Genomic DNA, 21,995 nt, shown 5'->3' on the forward strand with positions numbered 1-21,995 from the left:
AACCGCCATATCTCGTGGTCTATTCCCGGGCGATACCCGAATGCCACGCTTTGTGTGGCGATATTACATCAGTTTGCGACGGCGTGTCACCTGAATATCGAGGTCCGTGATCTTTTTCCGCAGCGTATTTCGGTTAATCCCAAGTAAATCCGCGCATTTTGCCTGGTTTCCGCCGGTTGCTTCCAGCGCGATTTCGATCAACGGCGCCTCAACTTCACGCAAAATGCGCTGATACAGGCCCGGAGGTGGCAGCATATTGCCGTGCAGATCGAAATAGCGGCGCAGATGGCGCTCAACCGAGGTTGCCAGTTTTTCGCGTTCTCCTCCGCCCAAAACGGGCTCGGCTTCGGGCTGGCTGCCCAGAACCATCTCGACCTCGGCTTTCGAGATTTCATCGGACCGGCTGGTCAGACTGAGCCTGCGGATCGCGTTCTCCAACTGCCGCACATTGCCCGGCCAGGAATAGCGCCGGACCAGCTCAACCGCATCAGCGCTGAGCCAGCGTTTGGACCCAAGATCCTTTTCCTCACGGGCCAGAAAATGCTCGGCCAACAGGGTGATATCGTCCACCCGCTCGCGCAGGGCCGGGACATGAATGGTTGCGCCGCAGAGGCGGTAGTAGAGGTCCTGACGGATACGCCCGCCCTCCATCCCGGCGGTCAGATCCGATTGGCTGGTGGCCATAAAGCGGGGCACGTGATCACCCGGCGTGTCCATCATCCGTACGATCCGCGCCTGAATCTCGTCGTCGATATCGGCGATCTCATCAATCAACAGCGTCCCGCCGCGCACCCGCGCCATGACGCGCGCAGGGCCTTCTAGGTCACGCAGATCGGCCGCCGTTGCGGTCACAAAGGGCAAGGTTCGACGGTCCGAAAAATCGTGAATAGCCCGCGCGATCAGAGACTTACCGGTCCCACTTTCACCAGAAATCATGACCGAGAGATCGGTGTTCATCACCCGCGCCACCAGACGATAAAGCGACTGCATCACCGGGGTGCGTCCGACCAGAGGCAACTCATCCGGGCGCTCATTCTCTTGGGGTTCGGGATCGCTTTGTAGGCGCTGCTTCTGCTCCAAGGCACGTGCCGTCCGTTTCATCAGGTCCGGCAGGTCAAACGGCTTGGGCAGGTAATCGTAAGCATCCGCCTCGGCCGCCTGGATCGCGGTCATGATCGTATTCTGAGCAGAGATCACGATCACCGGCAAGCCAGGACGGTCCTCGGCGATCTTTGGAAGCATTTCCAAGCCGTTACCGTCCGGCATGACTACGTCCGAGATCACCACGTCCCCTTTGCCTTCGCCAACCCAACGCATCAGCGTGGTCAGCGAGGACGTGGCATGCACCTTGCATCCGGCGCGCGTCAGAGCCTGTGTCAGAACGGTGCGGATCGTGCGGTCGTCATCAGCGACCAGAACGGTGCCATCCATCAGATACTCTCCTCTTTCGGTTTTTTATTTTCAGCCGGCGCACGGCGCAGCGACAGTTTGAAAACGGTCCGCCCCGGCACGGAATCAACGGAAATCCAGCCGTCATGGTCCGAGATGATCTTGCTGACCAAAGCCAACCCCAGCCCTGTCCCGTTTTCCTTGCCCGAGACAAAGGGGTCAAAGATGTCACTGCGGATTTTTTCCGGCAAGCCCGGACCATCGTCGATGATCTCGATCTGCAGCGGCAGCGAATGTCCCGATCCATCGCTGCGGCGCAGGCGGAAGGAATGTTCGAAATAGGTCCGCAGACGGATTGTGCCGCCTTGAGGACCCGCTGCCTCGGAGGCGTTTTTCAACAGGTTCAGAACAACTTGCAGAAGTTGATCCGGGTCGCCGAAGGCCAACGGCAGCGAGGGGTCATAGTCCTCGACAATGGCCATATCCGCGCCGAAGCCCAACAAGGCCGAACGGCGGGCGCGGTCGAGAACATCGTGGATGTTGACCGGCTTGAAGTCGGGTTGCTGCAGGTTTCCGAATTGCTCAACCTGCTCCAGCAGTTTCACGATCCGGCGGCTTTCGGCAACGATAAGATCTGTAAGCTCAAGGTCTTGCGGCGCGATATTCATGCTCAGCAATTGCGCGGCGCCGGTGATCCCCGCCAGTGGGTTCTTGATCTCATGCGCCAACATTTCGGCCATTCCGATGGCGGATTGCGCGGCGGATTTGACCGTATTGCCCCGCGTCATGCGCCCCGCCAATTCGCGCGGAGATATGATCATGATCATCGACCCGGGATGCCCAACCAGTGGCGCAATCTGCAAGGCACATTGCAGCGGTGCGCGGTTGCCCGACCCTGCATCCACGTCGTTGACGAACAAGGGCGTTCCCTGAGCACGCGCGCGGTCAAAGGCTTCTTCCAGCGGGGCATCAACGGCGATCTGATCCCAGACGGGGTGGCCGATCACCGATTTGCGCGAAGCGTTCAGAAACCCCTCACCCGAGGAATTCACATCCGCAATCCGGTCGTCCTGGTCGATAATGAAGGCTGGGACGGGCAGCGAGTTCCAGATGCTCTGATCCGAGGTCATGCTGCCACTCCCTGCTGACGCTCCAGCGCATCGCCGAGCAGGCGCAGCACCTCATCCGTATCGCGCGAGGTCAGGACCGCGCGACGCAGAGGCGCGGGCGTTCCGGCCTCATCCATGTACCAGCCCAGATGTTTGCGGGCGACGCGGAGGCCAAGGTCGCTACCGTAAAAGCCCAGCATCGCCTGATAATGCGCGCGCACCATGTCGATCAGATCCGCGCTTTCGGGGATCTCCGGCTCGTCGGTGCCATAGACCTCATGGCAGATCTGCGCCAGCAGCCATGGCTTGCCCTGCGCCCCTCGGCCAACCATGACGCCATCCGCGCCCGATTGCTTCAACGCTGTGCGGGCCGCATGCGTATCCACGATGTCCCCATTGGCGATGACGGGGATCGAGACCGCCTCCTTCACCGCTCGGATCGCCTGCCAATCGGCACGGCCTTTATAGAACTGACAGCGTGTCCGTCCGTGGATCGTGACCATCCGGATCCCCGCCCCCTCGGCCCGGCGTGCCACGTCAGGCGCGTTCAGCAGCGCGTCGTCCCATCCAAGCCGTGTTTTCAGCGTCACGGGGACATCGACGGCCTCTACCACAGCCTCGATCAAACTCAGGGCGTGGTCTGGTGTTTTCAGCAAGGCCGAGCCGGAATAGCCGTTGGTCACCTTTTTGGCAGGGCAGCCCATGTTGATGTCGATCACGCGCGCGCCGCGATCGGCCACCTGACGGGCAGCCTCGGCCATCCAATGCGCCTCACGCCCGGCAAGTTGAACGGCAGTGTTTTCCACATCGGCCGACAGCTCGGCTCGCTCGCGCACGCCAGGTTTGGCCTGTACCATTTCCTGACTGGCGACCATTTCACTGACCACCATCCCCGCGCCAAAACGCATAACCAAATCGCGGAACGGGCGATCCGTGATTCCAGCCATCGGGGCCAGCAAGATAGGCGGAGATACGGTTTTGTCGGCGAGGTGCAGCGTCAACGTGCTTAATCCTTGGGCAATTGAGGATTTGATATCGAATTCGGAGCATATGAACAACAAAACGACGGTCATCAAGCCTGCAAAATCATCACTTGCCTATTAATTAATCACATTACCATGGGTGATTGCCTCTGCATTCACCGCCCCCTAAACAAAGCGCAACATTCCGGAGAAACCCGACCATGACCACAGCCGCCATAATCGTTGCCGCAGGGCGTGGATTGCGCGCCGGAGGCGGCGCGCCCAAGCAATGGCGCGCGCTGGCCGGTCGACGCGTAGCGGATTGGACAATCGACCGGTTTCGCGGTCTCGTCGACCACATCGTTTTGGTCTTGTCGGAAGAAGACGCCCCGGCTTGGGAGGAGTTTCGCGACACCGACCTGATACTTGCGGCAGGTGGCGCGGATCGGGCAGGTTCGGTTCGTAATGGGTTGCAAGCATTGGCAAATCACCTAGTGACCCGTGTGCTGATCCATGACGTGGCACGGCCCTGTGTCTCGGCGCATCTCATTCAGAATGTCTTGAGCACGCTGGACACCCACCAGGCCGCAGCCCCCGGTTTACCTGTTACGGATGCGCTTTGGATCGGGCATGATGGCTCGGTTTCTGGGACGCAGGACCGCAACAACCTGTTTGCAGCGCAAACCCCTCAGGGATTTGACTACGATGCCGTTGTCAAAGCACATGCCGCGCATCCCGGTGGCGCTGCGGATGATGTTGAGGTCGCACGGGCCGCAGGACTTGAGGTTTGCATTGTGCCGGGCGATGCGGACAATCTGAAAATCACCCGCCCTGAGGATTTTGAACGGGCGGAACGGATAATGGGAACGAATATGGATGTGAGGCTGGGCAACGGCTATGATGTGCATCGATTTGGCGATGGCGATCACGTGATCCTCTGCGGCGTGAAAGTCCCGCATGAGCGTGGGCTGCAAGGGCATTCCGACGCGGATGTCGGCATGCACGCGGTCACCGACGCGATTTACGGCGCGCTGGCGCAAGGGGATATCGGCCAGCACTTCCCACCCTCGGACCCGCAATGGAAAGGCGCAGCCAGCGAGATCTTCCTGCGCCATGCGGTCGAGCTGGCCGAGACGATGGGCTACCGCATTTCGAACGTCGATTGTACGCTGGTCTGCGAATACCCCAAGATCGGCCCTCATGCTGCAGAAATGAAAGAAGAAATGTCTAGAATCATGGGATTGCGTGCTGATCAGGTCTCGGTCAAGGCAACCACGTCTGAGCGTCTGGGCTTTACCGGGCGCAGCGAGGGCATCGCGTCGCTCGCCACCGCCTGTTTGGTGAAAGCATGAGTATCGCGCGTCTCATTGGAACCGTCTGCGGCGTCGGATATCTACGCCCTGCCCCCGGCACATGGGGATCGCTTGCGGCTCTGCCTCTGGTCTGGGTCCTGCACGTTTTGGGCGGCTTCCCCCTGCTCGTCCTCGCGACGCTCGTGGTGTTCATTGCAGGTCTGTGGGCCACAAAGGTGATGACCGCCGGGCAAGAGGATCACGACCCGTCCGAGATCGTCGTCGATGAGGTCGCAGGCCAGTTCATAGCGCTCTGGGCTATTTCTTACCCAAGCTGGGCACACGGGATCGAGATCACCGCGCTCTGGCCCGGTTGGGTCGCGGGTTTCCTGCTGTTCCGGCTGTTCGACATCACCAAGCCCGGCCCGGTCGGCTGGGCCGATCGCAAAGGAGACGCGATGGGCGTGATGCTGGACGATGTGATCGCCGGTGTCTTTGCCGCCATCGGCGTGATGGTTCTGGCCGGGATCGCACATGGAGTGTTGGGCCTATGACCGTATCTGAGCTGTTGGACCGTGCCAAAGCCCAAGGCATCATGATCGCGACCGCAGAAAGCTGCACGGGCGGCATGGTGGCTGCTGCTTTGACCGACATCCCCGGCAGCTCGGCCGTGGTGGACCGGGGGTTCGTCACTTACACCAACGAGGCCAAGCAGCAGATGCTTGGTGTGCGCGGCGAGACACTGGACGCCCATGGCGCGGTCTCAGAGCAGGTCGCACAAGAAATGGCCGATGGCGCGCTGCGCCATTCGCGCGCGCAGCTGGCCGTGTCGATCACCGGCATCGCAGGCCCCGGAGGATCGGAATTCAAACCCGAAGGCCGCGTGTGCTTTGGCCTTGCCGCCGAAGGGCAACCAACGCGCACCGAAACTGTCGAGTTCGGCGCTCTGGGGCGCGACACAGTCCGTCAGGCCGCGCGGGATCATGCGCTGGAAATGCTCCGTTCCGGCCTTTCCCAAACCGCTTAAATTTACAGCAAAGTCGTCGTAATGACGCAATATTAGGCGTCAGTTGACAAAAAGCCGTCTAAATAGGCGTCTTTTTGCACCCCTGCCTCTTTTTTCCCCGATCCAGCTCGGCTTCAACCCGCCGCACACCACTCACGAGGTGTCGGTCGTGGCGGTTTGCCCGGCCGACGCCCGAACGGCAAAAAAAGGAGACCGGCCCATGAACGGAGCCGATACAGCCTGGATCATTGTGGCAACCGCACTGGTCCTGTTTATGACATTGCCGGGCCTTGCCCTGTTCTATGGAGGGCTTGTACGTGCTCGAAATGTCCTCAGCGTATTCATGCATTGCTTCTCGATTGCCTGTTTAATGAGCATCCTTTGGCTGGTCGCGGGCTATTCCATCGCTTTCGGGCCCGGTGAAAGCGGTTTGTGGGGTGGCTTGGGCAAAGCGTTTCTGAATGGTGTTGATGCCGACAGCCTTGCGGGCACCCTACCCGAAATCCTATTCTTTGCCTTCCAGATGACCTTCGCGATCATCACCCCCGCCCTGATCGTCGGCGCCTATGTCGAGCGGGTCGGCTTTGGCTTTGTCCTCACCTTCTCGGGCCTGTGGATGCTGCTGTGCTATGCGCCGGTGGTCCACTGGATCTGGGGCGGTGGGATGCTGTCCGATGGCGGCATTCTGGGTGAGATCGGCGTGCGCGACTTTGCTGGCGGCATTGTTGTTCACGAGACCGCGGGTCTGGCCGCGCTGATCATCGCCGTGATCCTCGGCCCACGCCGCAACCGCACGACGCCCCCGCACAATCCGGGCTTTGTCATGATCGGTGCCGCGATGCTGTGGGTCGGCTGGTTCGGCTTCAACGGCGGCTCGCAACTGGCCGCTGACGGAGGCGCCGCGATGGCCATGACCGTCACACATCTGTCCGCCGCAACTGCATCCCTGACCTGGGCCCTGTGGGAGAAGATCCGCTTTGGCAAAGCGTCAATGGTTGGTCTGGTCACAGGCACCATCGCGGGTCTGGCCTCGATCACTCCGGCCTCTGGCTTTGTGGGTCCGGTGCAGGCGCTGATCATCGGGGCCGTGGCCGGTGTTCTGTGTCAGGAGGCCGTCTTTGTCATCCGCAACAAGCTGAACATCGACGACACGCTGGACGTCTTTGCCGTGCACGGTGTCGGGGGCATCTTTGGCACCATCATGATCGCGCTGTTCGGTCTGGGCACATGGACAGCACAACTGGGAGGCCTTGTGATTGTGGGTGCCTTTACGGCAGTTGTCACCTTTGTGTTGATTAAGGTGGTTGCAGCCATCACCCCGCTTCGCGTAGACGCCGAGACCGAGACAAACGGCCTCGACCTGTCGGTACACGGCGAGCGTGCCTATGACATGAGCAGCTAAGCCCACCTTGGTTGCCCATCGCCCGTAAGGGCAAAAGCGGACCTGTCGCGGGTCCGCTTTTTCTTTGTTCGGCCCTCTCGACTCCGGGCCGATGGACAGGCTATCAGCCCGCAACACTCTTTCAGCCCCGAGGTTTGCGCCATGATCCCCAGTTCATTTCCCGACAGCTCTGAAATCGCCCGCCTGACCGCGCGGATGCTGCTGGAGATCAAGGCCGTGCATTTCAACTCGCGTGAGCCGTTCACGCTGGCCAGCGGCCTGCCAAGCCCGACCTATATCGATTGCCGCAAGCTGATCTCATACCCCCGCATCCGCTCGACCCTGATGGACTTCCTGACCGTCACTGTGATGCGCGAGGCCGGTTTCGAGGCATTTGACAATATCGCGGGCGGTGAGACAGCGGGCATCCCCTTTGCCGCCATGGTCGCCGAACGGATGGCCCTGCCCATGACCTATGTGCGTAAGAAGCCCAAAGGTTACGGCCGCAACGCCCGCATTGAAGGCGCGATGAGCGAAGGGGAACGCGTGCTGCTGGTCGAGGATCTGACCACCGATGGCGGCTCGAAACTGTCCTTTGTCGATGCGATCCGCGAAACCGGCGCGACCTGCGGCCATACCGCGGTGATCTTCTACTACGGCATCTTCCCCGAGACCGAGAAGACCCTCGGCGATCACGGCGTGAAGCTGCATTCGCTGTGCACCTGGTGGGACGTTCTGGCCGAAGCCAAGGCGCAAAAGGCCTTTGATGAAGAGACCCTTAGCGGTGTCGAAGCCTTCCTGAACGACCCGCGTGGGTGGCAGGACGCGAATAAATCGTAAAATTCGGCCTGTGGGCAAGCTGGGGATAGTTGATTTTCGAATCGATCCAAAGCGCGCCTATCTAGTCGAATTTCGCGCCCATCACACCAAATGTTGCGATAGCTTTCGTCCCGTGCAAAACTGGGCGGAAGTTATCCCCATTCAGATGGGCAGTTATCCCGAAGCCGGGGGCGGTTATCCCAACTTACCCCCATTCATTTGCAGATAGCTTGAACCGGGGCTTGGCGTGTAGAACCTCGGAACGGGCAGCGGGGACAAGATGAACGAGATCAGCAGTATCGAGCAGGCAGCGGCGCAGATTCAAAACGCCGAGACCATGCCGCATTCCATTGAGGCCGAGCAGCAGCTTCTGGGCGCAATCCTGACCAATAACGACCTCTATGACCGGGTTGCTTCGATCATCGGGGCCGAGCATTTCTACGACCCGGTTCACTCGCGGATTTACGAGGTCGCAGCCAATCGCATCGCCAAGAATGCGCTGGCATCGCCCGTGACGCTGAAATCCTTCATGGCGGATGACGAGGGCCTGAAGGAATTGGGCGGACCCGCCTATCTGGTCAAACTCGCCGGGGCCTCGATCAGCGCCTTCGCGGTGCATGACTACGCTCAGATGATCTATGATCTCGCCATTCGACGCGAGTTGATCCGGCTGGGCCGAGACATCTCGGACAAGGCGGCACGGGTCGATGTGTCCAGCGAGCCCAAAGAACAAATCGTCGAGGCCGAGCAACAACTCTATCAACTTTCCGAGCAGGGCCAGACCGAACAGGGTTTCCAATCCTTCCTCAAGGCGGTCACAGAAGCCGTCAACGTCACCAATGAGGCGTACCAGCGCGGTGGCGGCATGGCGGGGATTTCCACCGGTCTGGCCGACTTGGATAAACAGCTGGGCGGGTTGCACCCCTCGGACCTGATCATCCTCGCGGGTCGTCCGTCGATGGGTAAAACCTCGCTGGCGACCAACGTGGCGTTCAACGTGGCCAAGGCTTACAAGCGCGGGCTGAAACCCGATGGCAGCGAAGGCGCGATTGATGGTGGCGTCGTGGGCTTCTTCTCGCTCGAGATGAGCGCCGAACAGCTGGCAGGTCGTGTTCTGGCCGAAGCCTCGGAAATCTCCAGCCACAAGATCCGTCAAGGTGACATGACTGAGGCCGAGTTCCGCCGCTTCGTCGATGCCGCTAAAGAACTGGAAGCCTGCCCCCTGTTCATTGACGACACGCCTGCCCTACCGATTTCGCAATTGGCAGCGCGTGCGCGGCGGTTGAAGCGGACACACGGCTTGGACCTGCTGGTGATCGACTATCTGCAGCTGTGCCGGGGCATGTCGGACAACCGCGTCAACGAGATCGCCGAGATCTCGATGGGCATGAAAGCGATTGCCAAGGAACTGAACATCCCGGTCATCGCCCTGTCCCAGCTGAGCCGCCAGGTGGAAAGCCGCGACGACAAACGCCCGCAACTGTCTGACCTGCGGGAATCGGGCTCGATCGAACAGGATGCCGACGTGGTGATGTTCGTATTCCGCGAAGAATACTACAAGGAACGCGAAAAGCCCGGCGATCATGAACTGGACAAGATGGAAGAGTGGAAGCAGGCCATGGAGCGCCTGCATGGCAAGGCCGAGGTCATCGTCGGCAAGCAGCGCCACGGCCCCATTGGTACGGTCGAGCTGTCGTTCGAGGCGCAGTTCACCCGCTTCGGCAATCTGGTCAAGCCCTGGCAACAGGGCGGCGAGATCGAAGGCTACTAAAAGTCACCTTAAATATTCAAACAGCCGATTTTGAATGGTAATCGTCGTGTGTTAGTGTGTACTGAATGACGGCACGTACTGCCGGATTTTAGCAAGGCCTACGTCATTGCCCGCAATCATCTCGGAAATACGATACAGAAACGGGCCGAATTTTGCGCCGGACGGGGATTTCATCGAAATCCGCGTTCCTGCCGGCACGGATGTCTCGGATCTGAGGGTGCAGGTCTACAACGCCAACGGCTCGGTCCGAAGTTCGACGGATGTCGACACCGCACCTGTGAACACGGTCAGCGGTTTCGACTATTACGTGGTCTCGGCCCGTATCAACCGGCTGGGCGCGGTGTCGCTGGACGACAATGGCACGGTGCTGAGCTTTGTGTCCTTCGACAATCAGGTCACCGCAAATGGGGGCGCGGCCAGCGGGCTGACCTCAACCCAGATCGGCAGCAACGGGACGGATGACACCTCGTCCCTGACCTCGACCGATGGGGTGAATTTCGTCGAGAACCCCAACCCAAGCCCCGGCGCGCCCTGTTTCACAGCGGGCACCCTGATCGACACGCCACGTGGCAAGGTTCCTGTTGAGACACTCCGCGCCGGAGATCAGGTTCTGACCGAAGGTGGCCCGCCCGAGACCCTGCGCATGACCTTGTCGCGCAGCCTGAACCGGGCCGAGTTGATAAAGACCCCACGTTTGTTTCCGGTGCGCATCGTTGCGGGCGCGCTTGGGCAATCGCTGCCGAAACGTGATCTTCTGGTCTCGCGTCAGCATCGGATGTTGATCCGATCTCCGATCGCGCAGCGCATGTTCGGGACCGAATCCGTTCTGGTCTCGGCCATTCAATTGACCCGGATGCCGGGCGTTTTCATCGACACCAGTGTCTTACAGGTGACCTATCACCACCTTGTGTTCGACCGCCACGTGGTGCTGTTTGCCGAAGACGCGCCCAGTGAAAGTCTGTTTACCGGTCCGCAGGCGCTGCAATCCATGGATGACGCCTCACGCGAGGAGTTGATGCTGCTGTTCCCGCAGTTGGCCCGTTTTACCGCTCCGCAGCCCGCCCGGTATATTCCAAGCAACAAACGCCAGCGCAAATTGGTGACCCGGCACCTGAGCAACAACAAGCCTTTGCTGGACGGGCGGCGACAAGACGGCCCCGGGCCGCTCTGAACGATCCGTTGTGCCAAGGGCCTTTGACTTGTTTCGTCGCACAATCCCATTGTGCGCATCACTGCCAATCAAAAGCCCCTCAAACCCGCCCAAATTCCTGCGGCAGATGGCCGTATGCCGCCTATCTTGCGGGTTTTCCTGACAGGTTATGTACGATCCCCTCTTGACCTGACCCGATCCAGTGTCATGAACAGCATCATGAGTACCGCACGTTTGACCATCAATCTTCAGGCGCTTGCCAGCAATTGGCGGGCGCTTGACGCGAAAACGGATGTCGAAACCGGCGCCGTTGTGAAAGCTGACGGCTATGGCCTGGGGGCCGAACCCGTGGCAGCAACCCTGGCCGAAGAAGGCGTTCGCAAGTTCTTTGTGGCCGTTGCCGAAGAGGGCGCCGCCGTCCGCCGCGCTGTCGGGCCGGGGCCGATGGTCGCCGTGTTCTCGGGCCATATGGAAGGCGATACCGAGCTGCTGCGCGATCACGACCTGACGCCGCTGCTGAACTCAGGTCAGCAATTCCAACGCCACCAACAGGCCCTGCCCGGCCACAGCTTTGGCATTCAACTCGACAGCGGCATGAACCGTCTGGGGCTGGAACCCGCCGACTGGGCCGAGTTGCGTCCTCAGGCCGAGGCGTTGAACCCGGCGGTTGTGATGTCTCATCTGGCCTGCGCGGATGAGCCGGATCACCCGATGAACAAGCAGCAGCTGTCCGCGTTTCGCGGGATGACCGACGGGATGACGGCCCCGCGGTCTCTGGCAGCGACCGGAGGCACTTTGCTGGGGCCTGAATTCCACTTTGACTTCTGCCGCCCGGGCATCGGCCTTTACGGCGGGATGCCCTTTGCCGAGGCCAAGCCCGTCGTCACCGTCGATCTGCCAGTCGTGCAGGTGCGCGACGTCGCGGTCGGAGAAACCGTAGGCTATGGCAACAGCTGGACGGCACGTCGCCCGTCGAAGATCGCCACCGTCACAGCCGGGTATGCCGACGGCCTGCACCGTGCTATCGGCGGCGGTATAGACGCCTTTGCAGGAAACCAACCCTGCCCGGTCGTCGGCCGCATCTCGATGGATCTGATCACCATCGACGTCACCGATCTGGGCTTTGAGCCCGAGAAACTGCGCATCCTGAACGGTCATCAGACCGTCGATGATCTGGCCGAGGCCGCCGGTACAATCGGTTATGAAATCCTAACCTCAATGGGCCGCCGTTATTCACGAGGGTACGTGGAATGAACCCGCTGACTCTGCTGGGTGGGTTGGGCCGCGCAGTTCTGACCCTGCTGGCCGCATTTGGGCGCGTGACCTTGTTCGCTCTGGACTCGCTGTCGCATATCCTGCGCCCACCCTACTACCCGCGCGAGATCGCGATGGCGTTGTTGAATATCGGCTGGCTGTCGCTGCCCGTGGTCGGCCTGACCGCCATCTTTACCGGAGGCGCGCTGGCCCTGCAGATCTACGCAGGCGGCGCGCGGTTCAATGCCGAGGCCGTGGTCCCTCAGATCGTTGCCATCGGCATGGTGCGAGAGCTTGGCCCGGTGCTGGTCGGCCTGATGATCGCCGCCCGCGTAACCTCCTCCATCGCTGCCGAAATCGCCACGATGAAAGTGACCGAGCAGATTGACGCGCTGGTCACCCTGTCGACCCATCCGATGAAATACCTCACCGCTCCGCGCGTGCTGGCGGCACTGATCACGGTGCCGATCCTTGTCGGTATCGGAGACATCATCGGCATCATGGGCGGCTATACGGTGGCGACACAAAACCTTGGGTTCAACCCGGCCGCCTATCTGCAAAACACGGTCAACTTCCTTGAGGCCCGCGACATCGTCTCATCCCTTGTCAAAGGGGCAGCCTTCGGCCTGATCGCGGCCATCATGGGCTGTTACTACGGCATGAACTCGGGCCGAGGTGCCCAGGGCGTGGGCCGCGCCACCAAAGGCTCGGTCGAGGCCGCAGCCGTGCTGATCCTCGCCGCCAACTTCGTTCTGACAGGAGTGTTCTTCTCGCTATGATCCGGATGGAGAACGTCAAAAAGTCCTTTGATGACAACCACGTGCTGCAAGGCATGAACCTTGAGATCCCCAAGGGCACTTCGATGGTGATCATCGGAGGGTCCGGCACGGGCAAATCGGTCGCGCTGAAATGTATCCTCGGCCTAATCAAGCCCGACAGCGGTATGATCTATGTCGACGGCAAGGACGCCAGCAAGGGCGACCGCGACGCATTCCTGGCGCGCTTTGGCATGTTGTTTCAGGGCGCGGCCCTGTTTGACTCGCTGCCCGTCTGGCAGAACGTGGCCTTCCGCCTGCTGCGTGGTTCGCTGAAACGCCCCACGGAAGAGGCGCGCGAGATCGCCATCGAGAAACTCCGCCGCGTGGGTCTGAAATCCAACGTCGCCGACCGTTTTCCGTCCGAGCTGTCGGGCGGGATGCAAAAACGCGTTGGCCTCGCCCGCGCCATCGCCGCCGAGCCCGAGATTATCTTTTTCGACGAACCCACAACCGGTTTGGACCCGATCATGTCCGGCGTCATCAACGATCTGATCCGCGAGATCGTGACCGAGATGGGCGCAACCGCCATGACCATCACACACGACATGACCTCCGTCCGCGCAATTGCCGACAACGTGGCGATGCTGCATGACGGGGTGATCCAGTGGACTGGGCCTGTGGGTCAGATGGATGCCTCGGGCGATCCGTATCTGGAGCAATTCATCAGCGGAAGCGCAGAGGGGCCGATTGAGGCGGTGCGTTAATCTTCGCTCTTTGCCATCCACTTAGTCGAACGTTCAATAACGTCCTGCGGAATAGCTTCTGCGCGCCTTGTCTGCAGGTTGAGCAAAACGCATTTGAAAACAGTGGAAAATGTCGTTTCACCATCCGCAACTCGAATTAGTTTGTGGCTGAAGGTCATGGATTTCGTTCCCATCTCCAGGATTTCGCTTTCCATCTGGATCGCTTCGCCAGCCCTCAATTCCGCAAGAAAATTGCTGTCTGCATGGACCACCGCAAAGGATAGCTTTCGCCCCGAACGCATGTCTTCGGCCGTAAGCCCCAGCTCTGCCTGCAACGCAAAAACGGAATCCGAGCATGCAGCAAAATACTTGGACACATTCATATGCCCCAGAAAATCACAATCCGATGGATCGACAATTGACTTGTAGGCCACAAAACCCGACATCGTTCCTCCCCGTCTAAAAATAACTCAGTGGCGAGTACTGGTTTAAGTTAACCATAACAAAACATCGCCGCAAAATCTGAAATCTCGCCGAGACGCACAGCCAATGACCCTCCGCCTCGCTACCCTCTCCCTCCTGATCCTCTACCCGATCGCTTGGTTCGCCCCACTGATGCGCGCGGGCCTGCTACCAATCTTCGGCCTTTCCGAAATCAGCGTCATCACCGGCCTCCAATCCCTGTGGAAATCCGACATCTTCCTCGCGCTGGTCGTCACCGTCTTCGCCCTCTTTGCGCCCTACATCAAAACCATCGGCACCGCCTTGATCCAATGGGACCTGCTGGATGCCCGCGTCCAACCCGCGCTGAACATCCTGGGCAAGCTCGCCATGGCTGATATCTTCCTCATCGCGCTCTACATTACGCTGGCCAAGGGGATCTCTTACGCGACCATCGAGACGGCCTGGGGCCTCTACCTGTTCACCGGCTGCATTCTGGCCTCGATCGCGCTGGGATATATTACCGAGATGACATCCACTTCACGAAAAGCTTAGACCGTGTTGATTGAAAACACATTTCTAAGTATCATCTTTATATTTCGAGCAGCAAAGTTCTAGTGTGTACGGGTCCGCAGAGGATCACCTTGCGTGTTTGATATGTCCTCCGCTTCGGCCCGATTTGTATCGGTTTGAGAAGGAGATGGACGACCATGCCCGCCCTCAACAACATTACATTGCAATTTCAGAATGCCTTTTTAAGACTGACTTTTTTCATGATCTGCGTCGCAGCCCTCGGCGCGGTGGTTGCAACCTCACTTTCGGCGCTGGGGGTTTTGCCCTGGCTGTCTCTTCAGGCCGGATTCGGCCAGGCCGGCGTGATCGACGCTGGCATTTTTGTTCAGATCGGCCTGACCTGCCTGATTCTCATGCTGGGTTTCTACCTGCCCTCCAGCGCCCGGATGATGGCGCTCGAGAACGCGCACAGGAAGTTTTCGCTGAACATGCACGATATCGTCGAGGCCTATCAGGTCGCCCATGCCGCGGACCGTAGCGGCGTTTTCGCTCTGGCCTCGGAATTCGATGCAGTCAAGGAACGTATGGCCTTTCTGCGCGACCATCCCGACCTTCAGGCGTTAGAACCTGAGATCCTGGAAACCGCCGCTCAGATGAGCCAGATCAGCCACGAACTGGCCGAAACCTATGGCAACGAGAGGGTCGAACGCGCCCAGATGTTCCTGAAACAGCGGCAGGAAGAGGTCGAACTGTTCCAGCAACGGATCGAGGACGCCCAGACCATCCTGCATGAACTCAGCCAATGGACCCGCGATATCGAGATCGAGGAGTCCATCGCCAAATCCCAACTGTCGCGCCTGCGGGATGAGCTGTTCGAACTATTGCCCGAACTTTCAGCGCAATTGCAGACACCACCCGACGGCAGCGACCCAAGCGCCTCCAGCGTGGTCGCAATGTCGCCCCCTCGCGCAGCAGAATAGGCGCGTCAGCGCACGCCGCACCCGATGGCCCGCAGGGCCTGAGGACGCGGCGCGCCACTGGCGGAGATGAAAGCCCGCAAGGGCTTGAAGAACCGCCCATCCTCGGGCACCAAAGGCCTCATGGCAAAGACGACTTCTTTCTCCTGTTCGGCCTGCGGTGCGACACATACAAGATGGTCCGGGCGGTGCGACGCCTGCGGCGAATGGAACACGATTACTCAGGACGTGCCCCTGTCGGCGGGCCCGGCAAAGAAATCCCTCGGCGGCAAGCGGGGCCAGTCCATTGCACTCACGGACTTGTCGACCGAGGAGACCCCGCCACCCCGTACACTCAGCGGGGTGGATGAGCTTGACCGCGTTCTGGGCGGCGGCCTTGTCCCCGCCTCAGCCCTGCTAGTGGGCGGAGACCCCGGCATCGGCAAATCCACCCTTCTACTGCAAGCCGCCGCCCGGTTCGCGCGCGCTGGCGTCAAAACCATTTATGTCTCGGGGGAAGAAGCCAGCGCGCAGGTCCGTATGCGCGCCCGCCGTCTGGGGCTCGAGGACGCGCCGGTGCAACTGGCGGCGGAAACCAATCTCCGCAACATCCTGACGACGCTGGAGGCCGAAAAACCCGGCCTCGCCATCATCGACTCGATTCAGACCATGTGGGCCGACAATGTGGACAGCGCGCCCGGCTCGGTGTCACAAGTCCGGGCTGCAGCGCATGAATTGACCACGTTTGCGAAACGACACGGTGTTTCGATCGTGATGGTTGGTCATGTCACCAAAGAGGGCCAAATCGCAGGCCCGCGCGTCGTCGAACACATGGTCGACACCGTTCTCTATTTCGAAGGCGAACGCGGCCACCAGTTCCGTATCCTGCGCGCAGTCAAGAACCGTTTCGGCCCCGCAGATGAGATTGGCGTGTTCGAGATGACGGGCAAAGGGTTGGCGCAGGTCACCAACCCCTCGGCCCTGTTCCTGTCCGAACGCGGCACGCCCAGCCCCGGCTCGGCCGTTTTTGCCGGGATCGAGGGCACCCGCCCCGTCTTGGTGGAATTGCAGGCACTCGTCGCTCCGTCACCGCATTCGCAACCCCGCCGTACCGTCGTCGGTTGGGACAGCGGGCGGCTGGCGATGATCCTCGCCGTGCTTGAGGCCCGCTGCGGCATCCCCTTCGCGGGTCTCGACGTCTATCTGAACGTGGCCGGAGGGCTGAAGGTCAGTGAACCCGCCGCCGATCTGGCTGTTGCCGCAGCGTTACTAAGTGCACGAGAAGACAGCGCCCTGCCCGCTGATACGGTCGTTTTCGGAGAAATCTCGCTGTCCGGGGCACTTAGACCGGCCCCTCAGACCGAAAACAGGTTGAAAGAAGCACAAAAACTTGGTTTCACATCGGCAATCGCTCCGGCGGGCGGCAAAACCGGCACTGTGGCAGGTCTGACACTCACCCGACCCTCTGATTTGGTGGGGTTTGTTGGCGAAACCTTCGGAGCAGGTTAAAGTCCGGCCCTGAAGGGCAGAAAAAGAACAGGCGAGGGCCATGGAAGGTTTTACAATTATTGACGGGGTTGTGGCCCTGATCATCGTGCTGTCAGGCATTCTGGCCTATTCGCGCGGTTTCATGCGCGAGGTTCTTGCCATCGCGGGCTGGGTGGCAGCAGCTGTCCTCGCGTTCATCTTCGCACCGCAGGCCGTGCCGCTGGTCAAAGAAATCCCGGTGGTCGGAGACTTCCTGCGCGACAGCTGCGAGTTATCGGTAATCACCGGCTTTGCGGCCGTGTTTGCAATTGCCCTGATCATCGTCAGCATTTTCACGCCGCTGTTTTCGTCGCTGGTGCAACGGTCAGCCTTAGGCGGTTTGGATCAGGCGCTTGGCTTCTTCTTCGGCATCGCACGGGGCATCCTGCTGGTCGCGATCGCGTTCTTTGTCTACGACACCGTGATGACCGGCCAGTCCTACACTCTGGTAGACGAAAGCCGCTCGGCCAAGGTGTTCGAACAGTTCAGCACCCAGATCGAAGAACAAAACCCCGAGGCCGCGCTGGGTTGGGTCACGGCACAATACGAAGAGCTGGTGGCCAGCTGCACCGCAGGCGACTCGGCACCTGCTGCGGAAACCACCGACAGCTAATTTACAAAGACAGTTCATCGAAAAGCCCGGCCTCGCGCCGGGCTTTTTTCATTGAACGAAACCCTCACCCCCGCAGACCGTACAGCGGCTTGTTTTCAAGCCGAAACAGCCATCACAGCGGCTGGAAATCGGTTTGCCCAGAATATCTCGGCTTTTAACCACTTCACCCGCGCCATTGCAGATCGGGCACGGCGCACGCCCCATGCCGCGGCACCGATGGCAGCGCCTTTTGGGCGGCTCATCTTTCTTGTTTGGTGAGCGTTCTTGCCACATTCTGGCCCCCTCCCCGATAAGATCCGCGATGAAATTATGCATATGTCAGCACAAATGAATTCATATGTCACCACGCCGCAACTGTAGAAATCGGAACTGCGGCCTATAGAAATGTGATCCTTTGATGACAGCCGCGTTCTAAGGCAGTATGTGGAGGCCAAACTGCCACGGAATCGGAGCTGTCGGGTTTGTCCTTTCAATGTTCATCTGCCTGCAATGCGGTGATAATGCACCGTCTGGCCTGCAAGATGCGAACGGTACGACCCCTCCCTATCCGGCCGTCACTCAACCCTCTCGTCAAAACGTCATAGTAATTGGAGCCCGTAAATGTGTGGGATTTTGGGGATCGCAAGCCGGACACATGATGTGTTTGCGGAAATCTATGACGGGCTGTTGATGCTGCAGCACCGGGGGCAGGACGCCTCGGGGATCGTCACATATAACGGTGAGTTCTTTCGCGAGAAAAAAGCCAACGGTTTGGTCAAAGACGTGTTCAACGCGACGGATGCCGAAACGCTTCTGGGCAAGGTCGGCATGGGCCATGTGCGCTATCCCACTGCTGGGTCGCTCAGCGCGTCCGAGGCGCAGCCCTTTTTCGTCAACGCGCCTTACGGGATTTATCTGGTCCACAACGGCAACATCACCAACACTGCTGAGCAGCGCGAAAAAGTCACCGGTAAATACAGCCGTCACCTGCGCACCACCTCAGATTCCGAGATCCTGCTGAACGTTCTGGCCGACAAAGTGGCCGACGCGATCAAAGTGAACGGAAACGCAGAACCCATCCGCAACATCTTTGCCGGCGTGAAGATGACGATGGAGCGTGTGCAAGGCGCTTACTCGGTCATCTGCCTTGTCGCCGGTGTTGGCATGCTGGCCTTCCGCGACCCGCACGGCATTCGTCCCCTTTCGGTCGCAATTCGTGAGACCGAGGGCGACGGCAATGACTACGCCTTCGCCTCCGAGGATGTGGCCTTTGGCATCAACGGCTTTACCAAGATCCGTGACCTGAACCCGGGCGAGGCCATCCTGATCGATCTGGACGGCAACATGCACGAGTTTCAGGCCGTCGAAGGCAAGCTGACGCCCTGTATCTTCGAATATGTCTACCTCGCCCGTCCGGATTCCCTTCTGGATGGAGTCTCGGTCTACAAAACCCAGATGCGTATGGGGCAAACGCTGGCAAAACAGATTCAGGACTCTGGTCTTCAGATCGACCGCATCATTCCCGTCCCCGACAGCGCCCGCCCCGTGGCGCTTGAGGCCGCCAAGATCACCGGCATTCCCTATCGCGAAGGTCTGGTGAAGAACCGCTATGTCGGTCGGACATTCATCATGCCCGGTCAGGAAGAGCGGCAGAAATCCGTTCGCCGCAAGCTGAACGCCATTCCACTCGAGTTCAAGGATCACAATGTCCTGCTGATCGACGACTCGATCGTGCGCGGAAATACGATCAAGAAGATCGTTCAGATGTGTCGTGAGGCCGGCGCCAAGAAAGTTTATATCGCCAGCGCCTCGCCCCCGGTGAAATACCCCAATGTCTATGGCATCGACATGCCCACCAAGCACGAGTTGATCGCCAATGGCAAAGAGATCGAAGAGATTCGCGAAGAACTGGGTGCGGATGCTCTGTTCTACCAGAACCTCGATGATCTGATCTGGGCCGCCAGGGAGGGCAACCCCGAGATCGAGGCGTTCGACTGTTCCTGCTTTGACGGCAACTACATCACCGGCAGTGTCAGCGGTGACTATCTCGACAGTCTCGAAAACAGCACGCGCGTTAGCAAAAAGCGCGAAGATATGCAGGTTGTCGGTGGGTCGTGGAACGCGGCGAAACTGGCGTCTGGCTAAAGAGACAACGCGAATCAGAAAACAACGCAGGCCGTGGGCATCGCCACGGCTTTGGCTGGATTTTGCCGATAGGAATGGCCTGATTGCAAAGGCTTCCGGCCCTCTCACCTCGCCGTGATTTGACGCGAGCGGGGTGATCTTTTGATTTGCTCTGCAGTTTGGTAGGCAGCGATTCACCACCACTCACACAATCCACTCAGATGGGGGGGTCGAACCCGGTTCGAGCCGCAGAAAATGCCAAATGCCAATGTCAAAAGCGCGGCCACGCAGAGGGGCGCGTTGAAAAGAAATTCGGTCTCGGTTCTGGGTGTCTTTGGCCCGAAAGCCGACCTGCGCGCGTTGATGCGCCTGTCTTCGGGGCGTGTGAAAGAGGTCAAGCCAGGCAGCCGCGTGGCCTCGGGCACCGTTGTCGCCATTGATGAACACGGGATCATGCTGCGACAAAGCGGCCAGACCCGCCGGATTGGAATTCCGGGAGGCTAGCGCCCTCTTGACGACCTGCGCGTGGGCGTTCAAACCGCTGCCATGACCGATCAGACCAATATTGCCACCAAAATTGCCCTCGTCACCGGGGCCTCTCGCGGGTTGGGCGCAGCCCTGGCCGAGGCACTGGCCCCCGAGTATCACATCGTCGCCGTCGCCCGCACCACTGGCGGGCTGGAAGAACTGGACGACCGGATCAAGGCCAAGGGCGGTTCGGCCACCCTTGCGCCCATGGACATCACCGATCCCAACGCGATGGCCACCCTATGCCGGGGCATTCACGACCGCTGGGGCAAAGTGGATTTGTGGCTGCATACGGCCATCCACACCTCGGCCCTCACACCGGCGCATTTCGTTGATCCCAAAGAGTGGACAAAGGCGATGAACACCAACGCCAATGCCACCTCGGTTCTGATCCCTTACGTGACACCTTTGCTGGGTGAGGCCGGGCATGCCGTGTTCTTTGATGACCCCAAGGCGGGCGAGAAGTTCTATGGTATCTACGGCGCCACCAAGGCCGCCCAGATGGCTCTGGCGCGCAGTTGGCAGGTTGAGACGGAACGGACTGGGCCCAAGGTGTCGATTGTGGAGCCTGCCCCAATGCCGACAGCCGTACGCGCGCGGTTTCATCCCGGTGAGGATCGCGATGTGCTGACCAGCACAGCCGATGAAGCGGCTCGGATTCTGGCGTTGTTGTAGGGAATGGCCCGTTGGGCCATGCCTCCGGCGGGGATATTTTTAGCCAGATGAAGCTGGGATCACGCGATATGGACGCCGGTGCGCCCGGCGAGATCGACGAAGAATTGCCACGCAACGCGGCCCGAGCGCGACCCGCGCGTCGCCTGCCATTCGATGGCTTCCGCGCGCAGGGTGTCCGGGTCGACCGACACATTGTAGGCAGCGCAGTAACGCTCGATCATGGCCAGGTATTCGTCCTGATCACAGGGGTGGAAGCCCAGCCACAGCCCGAACCGGTCGGACAGTGAGACCTTTTCTTCGACCGCTTCAGACGGGTTGATAGCGCTGGAGCGTTCGTTCTCGATCATGTCCCGTGGCATCAGGTGGCGGCGGTTCGAGGTGGCATAGAAAACGACGTTTTCGGGGCGACCTTCGATGCCGCCATCCAGCACAGCCTTGAGCGATTTGTAGTGTTGGTCATCGTGGCTAAACGACAGGTCATCGCAGAACAGGATGAACCGGTGCGGCGCTGCGCGCAGGTGGTTCAACAGGCGCGCGACCGAGCTCATGTCTTCGCGTTGAAGCTCGACCAGTTTCAGGTCGGGATACTCGGTCTGCAGCGTGCCGTGGACGGCCTTGACGAGGCTGGATTTCCCCATCCCCCGTGCGCCCCAGAGCAGCGCGTTGTTGGCCTTGTACCCCGCCGCAAAGCGCTTTGTGTTGTCCAGCAGCGTATCCCGCGAACGGTTAATACCCACTAACAGATCCAGGTCCACGCGGTTGACCTGAGGGACAGGCTCAAGCCGGTCAGGCTCAACCTGCCAGACGAAAGCGGGCTCGGCATTGAAGTCCGGAGCGGCCAGTGGGGCTGGAGCCATCCGCTCTAGCGCGTCGGCGATACGGTTCAGGGCTTGGGTGTCCATGGCGGCCTCCGGGGTCGTATAGCGTTTCGGGTTAAACTTGTGACATGAATACCCTGCCACGCTTTCAGCGTTCTCGGGACATTCGTGTCACTTGGCGATTCAG

The 21,995-nt window shown here is 60.0% G+C and carries 22 protein-coding genes; 17 read left to right on the top strand and 5 right to left on the bottom strand.

All coding sequences use genetic code 11. From position 1 onward, the window contains the following. Window positions 1-63: 63 nt before the first annotated feature. From J7394_RS13490 to dusB, 3 genes are read right to left on the bottom strand one after another with little or no spacing between them, the layout of a single operon-like run. The gene (locus J7394_RS13490; protein WP_170373863.1) at window positions 64-1,431 is read right to left on the bottom strand and encodes a response regulator; all 1,368 of its coding nucleotides are present in this window, start codon (window positions 1,429-1,431) and stop codon (window positions 64-66) included. Further along, a complete protein-coding gene (locus tag J7394_RS13495) occupies window positions 1,431-2,519 on the bottom strand; it encodes a nitrogen regulation protein NR(II) (RefSeq protein ID WP_170659687.1) in 1,089 nt (362 codons plus the stop codon). The genes J7394_RS13490 and J7394_RS13495 overlap by 1 nt, the downstream gene beginning before the upstream one ends. Next, window positions 2,516-3,574: a tRNA dihydrouridine synthase DusB gene (gene dusB, locus J7394_RS13500; protein ID WP_256439833.1), complete on the bottom strand. Its 1,059-nt coding sequence runs from the start codon at window positions 3,572-3,574 to the stop codon at window positions 2,516-2,518. Before dusB ends, J7394_RS13495 begins: the two co-directional genes overlap by 4 nt. 107 nt (window positions 3,575-3,681) lie before the next feature. Here dusB and J7394_RS13505 point away from each other — a divergent pair, with 107 nt between their 5' ends. The 10 genes from J7394_RS13505 to J7394_RS13550 all read left to right on the top strand — a co-directional run bounded on the left by J7394_RS13505 (window position 3,682) and on the right by J7394_RS13550 (window position 13,655). Next, a complete protein-coding gene (locus J7394_RS13505) occupies window positions 3,682-4,812 on the top strand; it encodes a bifunctional 2-C-methyl-D-erythritol 4-phosphate cytidylyltransferase/2-C-methyl-D-erythritol 2,4-cyclodiphosphate synthase (protein WP_209253715.1) in 1,131 nt (376 codons plus the stop codon). Beyond that, on the top strand, window positions 4,809-5,306 hold the full coding sequence (locus J7394_RS13510) for a phosphatidylglycerophosphatase A (RefSeq protein ID WP_209253716.1): 498 nt from the start codon (window positions 4,809-4,811) through the stop codon (window positions 5,304-5,306). Before J7394_RS13505 ends, J7394_RS13510 begins: the two co-directional genes overlap by 4 nt. After that, window positions 5,303-5,779, top strand: a complete 477-nt coding sequence (locus J7394_RS13515; protein WP_209253718.1) for a CinA family protein — start codon at window positions 5,303-5,305, stop codon at window positions 5,777-5,779. The genes J7394_RS13510 and J7394_RS13515 overlap by 4 nt, the downstream gene beginning before the upstream one ends. Window positions 5,780-5,978: 199 nt before the next feature. Beyond that, the gene (locus tag J7394_RS13520; protein ID WP_170486873.1) at window positions 5,979-7,160 is read left to right on the top strand and encodes an ammonium transporter; all 1,182 of its coding nucleotides are present in this window, start codon (window positions 5,979-5,981) and stop codon (window positions 7,158-7,160) included. A 141-nt stretch (window positions 7,161-7,301) separates the two neighbouring features. Next, the gene (locus tag J7394_RS13525) at window positions 7,302-7,979 is read left to right on the top strand and encodes an orotate phosphoribosyltransferase (RefSeq protein ID WP_170458556.1); all 678 of its coding nucleotides are present in this window, start codon (window positions 7,302-7,304) and stop codon (window positions 7,977-7,979) included. Window positions 7,980-8,238: 259 nt separating this feature from the next. After that, window positions 8,239-9,729 (top strand): replicative DNA helicase, encoded by a 1,491-nt coding sequence (locus J7394_RS13530; protein ID WP_209253720.1) that lies wholly within the window; start codon window positions 8,239-8,241, stop codon window positions 9,727-9,729. 106 nt (window positions 9,730-9,835) lie between these two features. Continuing rightward, window positions 9,836-10,900: a Hint domain-containing protein gene (locus J7394_RS13535; RefSeq protein ID WP_209253721.1), complete on the top strand. Its 1,065-nt coding sequence runs from the start codon at window positions 9,836-9,838 to the stop codon at window positions 10,898-10,900. A gap of 198 nt (window positions 10,901-11,098) precedes the next feature. Further along, window positions 11,099-12,133 (top strand): alanine racemase, encoded by a 1,035-nt coding sequence (gene alr / locus J7394_RS13540; RefSeq protein ID WP_209253723.1) that lies wholly within the window; start codon window positions 11,099-11,101, stop codon window positions 12,131-12,133. Further along, the gene (locus J7394_RS13545; protein ID WP_209253725.1) at window positions 12,130-12,912 is read left to right on the top strand and encodes an ABC transporter permease; all 783 of its coding nucleotides are present in this window, start codon (window positions 12,130-12,132) and stop codon (window positions 12,910-12,912) included. The genes alr and J7394_RS13545 overlap by 4 nt, the downstream gene beginning before the upstream one ends. Beyond that, on the top strand, window positions 12,909-13,655 hold the full coding sequence (locus tag J7394_RS13550; RefSeq protein ID WP_170764502.1) for an ABC transporter ATP-binding protein: 747 nt from the start codon (window positions 12,909-12,911) through the stop codon (window positions 13,653-13,655). The genes J7394_RS13545 and J7394_RS13550 overlap by 4 nt, the downstream gene beginning before the upstream one ends. Here J7394_RS13550 and J7394_RS13555 read toward each other — a convergent pair. Continuing rightward, the gene (locus J7394_RS13555; protein WP_209253727.1) at window positions 13,652-14,080 is read right to left on the bottom strand and encodes a thioesterase family protein; all 429 of its coding nucleotides are present in this window, start codon (window positions 14,078-14,080) and stop codon (window positions 13,652-13,654) included. The two genes, J7394_RS13550 and J7394_RS13555, sit on opposite strands and share 4 nt — an antisense overlap. Before the next feature lie 103 nt (window positions 14,081-14,183). Here J7394_RS13555 and J7394_RS13560 point away from each other — a divergent pair, with 103 nt between their 5' ends. The 7 genes from J7394_RS13560 (at window position 14,184) to J7394_RS13590 (ending at window position 20,990) form a co-directional block, all read left to right on the top strand. After that, window positions 14,184-14,630, top strand: coding sequence for a paraquat-inducible protein A (locus J7394_RS13560; protein ID WP_170638573.1), 447 nt, complete (start codon window positions 14,184-14,186; stop codon window positions 14,628-14,630). A 218-nt stretch (window positions 14,631-14,848) separates the two neighbouring features. Then, on the top strand, window positions 14,849-15,568 hold the full coding sequence (locus tag J7394_RS13565) for a DNA repair protein (RefSeq protein WP_247748212.1): 720 nt from the start codon (window positions 14,849-14,851) through the stop codon (window positions 15,566-15,568). A gap of 120 nt (window positions 15,569-15,688) precedes the next feature. Further along, window positions 15,689-17,053: a DNA repair protein RadA gene (gene radA, locus J7394_RS13570; RefSeq protein WP_170483608.1), complete on the top strand. Its 1,365-nt coding sequence runs from the start codon at window positions 15,689-15,691 to the stop codon at window positions 17,051-17,053. A 40-nt stretch (window positions 17,054-17,093) separates the two neighbouring features. After that, window positions 17,094-17,684, top strand: coding sequence for a CvpA family protein (locus tag J7394_RS13575; RefSeq protein WP_170641868.1), 591 nt, complete (start codon window positions 17,094-17,096; stop codon window positions 17,682-17,684). Between the two features lie 600 nt (window positions 17,685-18,284). Then, window positions 18,285-19,808 (top strand): amidophosphoribosyltransferase, encoded by a 1,524-nt coding sequence (gene purF, locus J7394_RS13580; RefSeq protein ID WP_209253733.1) that lies wholly within the window; start codon window positions 18,285-18,287, stop codon window positions 19,806-19,808. A 234-nt stretch (window positions 19,809-20,042) separates the two neighbouring features. Next, entirely contained in the window at window positions 20,043-20,291 is a 249-nt protein-coding gene (locus J7394_RS13585; RefSeq protein ID WP_170373882.1) for a hypothetical protein, read from the top strand. A gap of 42 nt (window positions 20,292-20,333) precedes the next feature. After that, complete coding sequence (locus J7394_RS13590; RefSeq protein WP_209253735.1) at window positions 20,334-20,990, top strand: SDR family oxidoreductase; 657 nt, start codon at window positions 20,334-20,336, stop codon at window positions 20,988-20,990. Window positions 20,991-21,049: 59 nt separating this feature from the next. Here the strand turns inward: J7394_RS13590 and J7394_RS13595 are convergent, their stop codons facing one another. Beyond that, window positions 21,050-21,892 (bottom strand): ATP-binding protein, encoded by an 843-nt coding sequence (locus J7394_RS13595; RefSeq protein WP_209253737.1) that lies wholly within the window; start codon window positions 21,890-21,892, stop codon window positions 21,050-21,052. Window positions 21,893-21,995 lie beyond the last annotated feature (103 nt).

It is taken from the genome of Ruegeria sp. R13_0 (assembly GCF_017743995.1).
Lineage (GTDB): Bacteria > Pseudomonadota > Alphaproteobacteria > Rhodobacterales > Rhodobacteraceae > Ruegeria.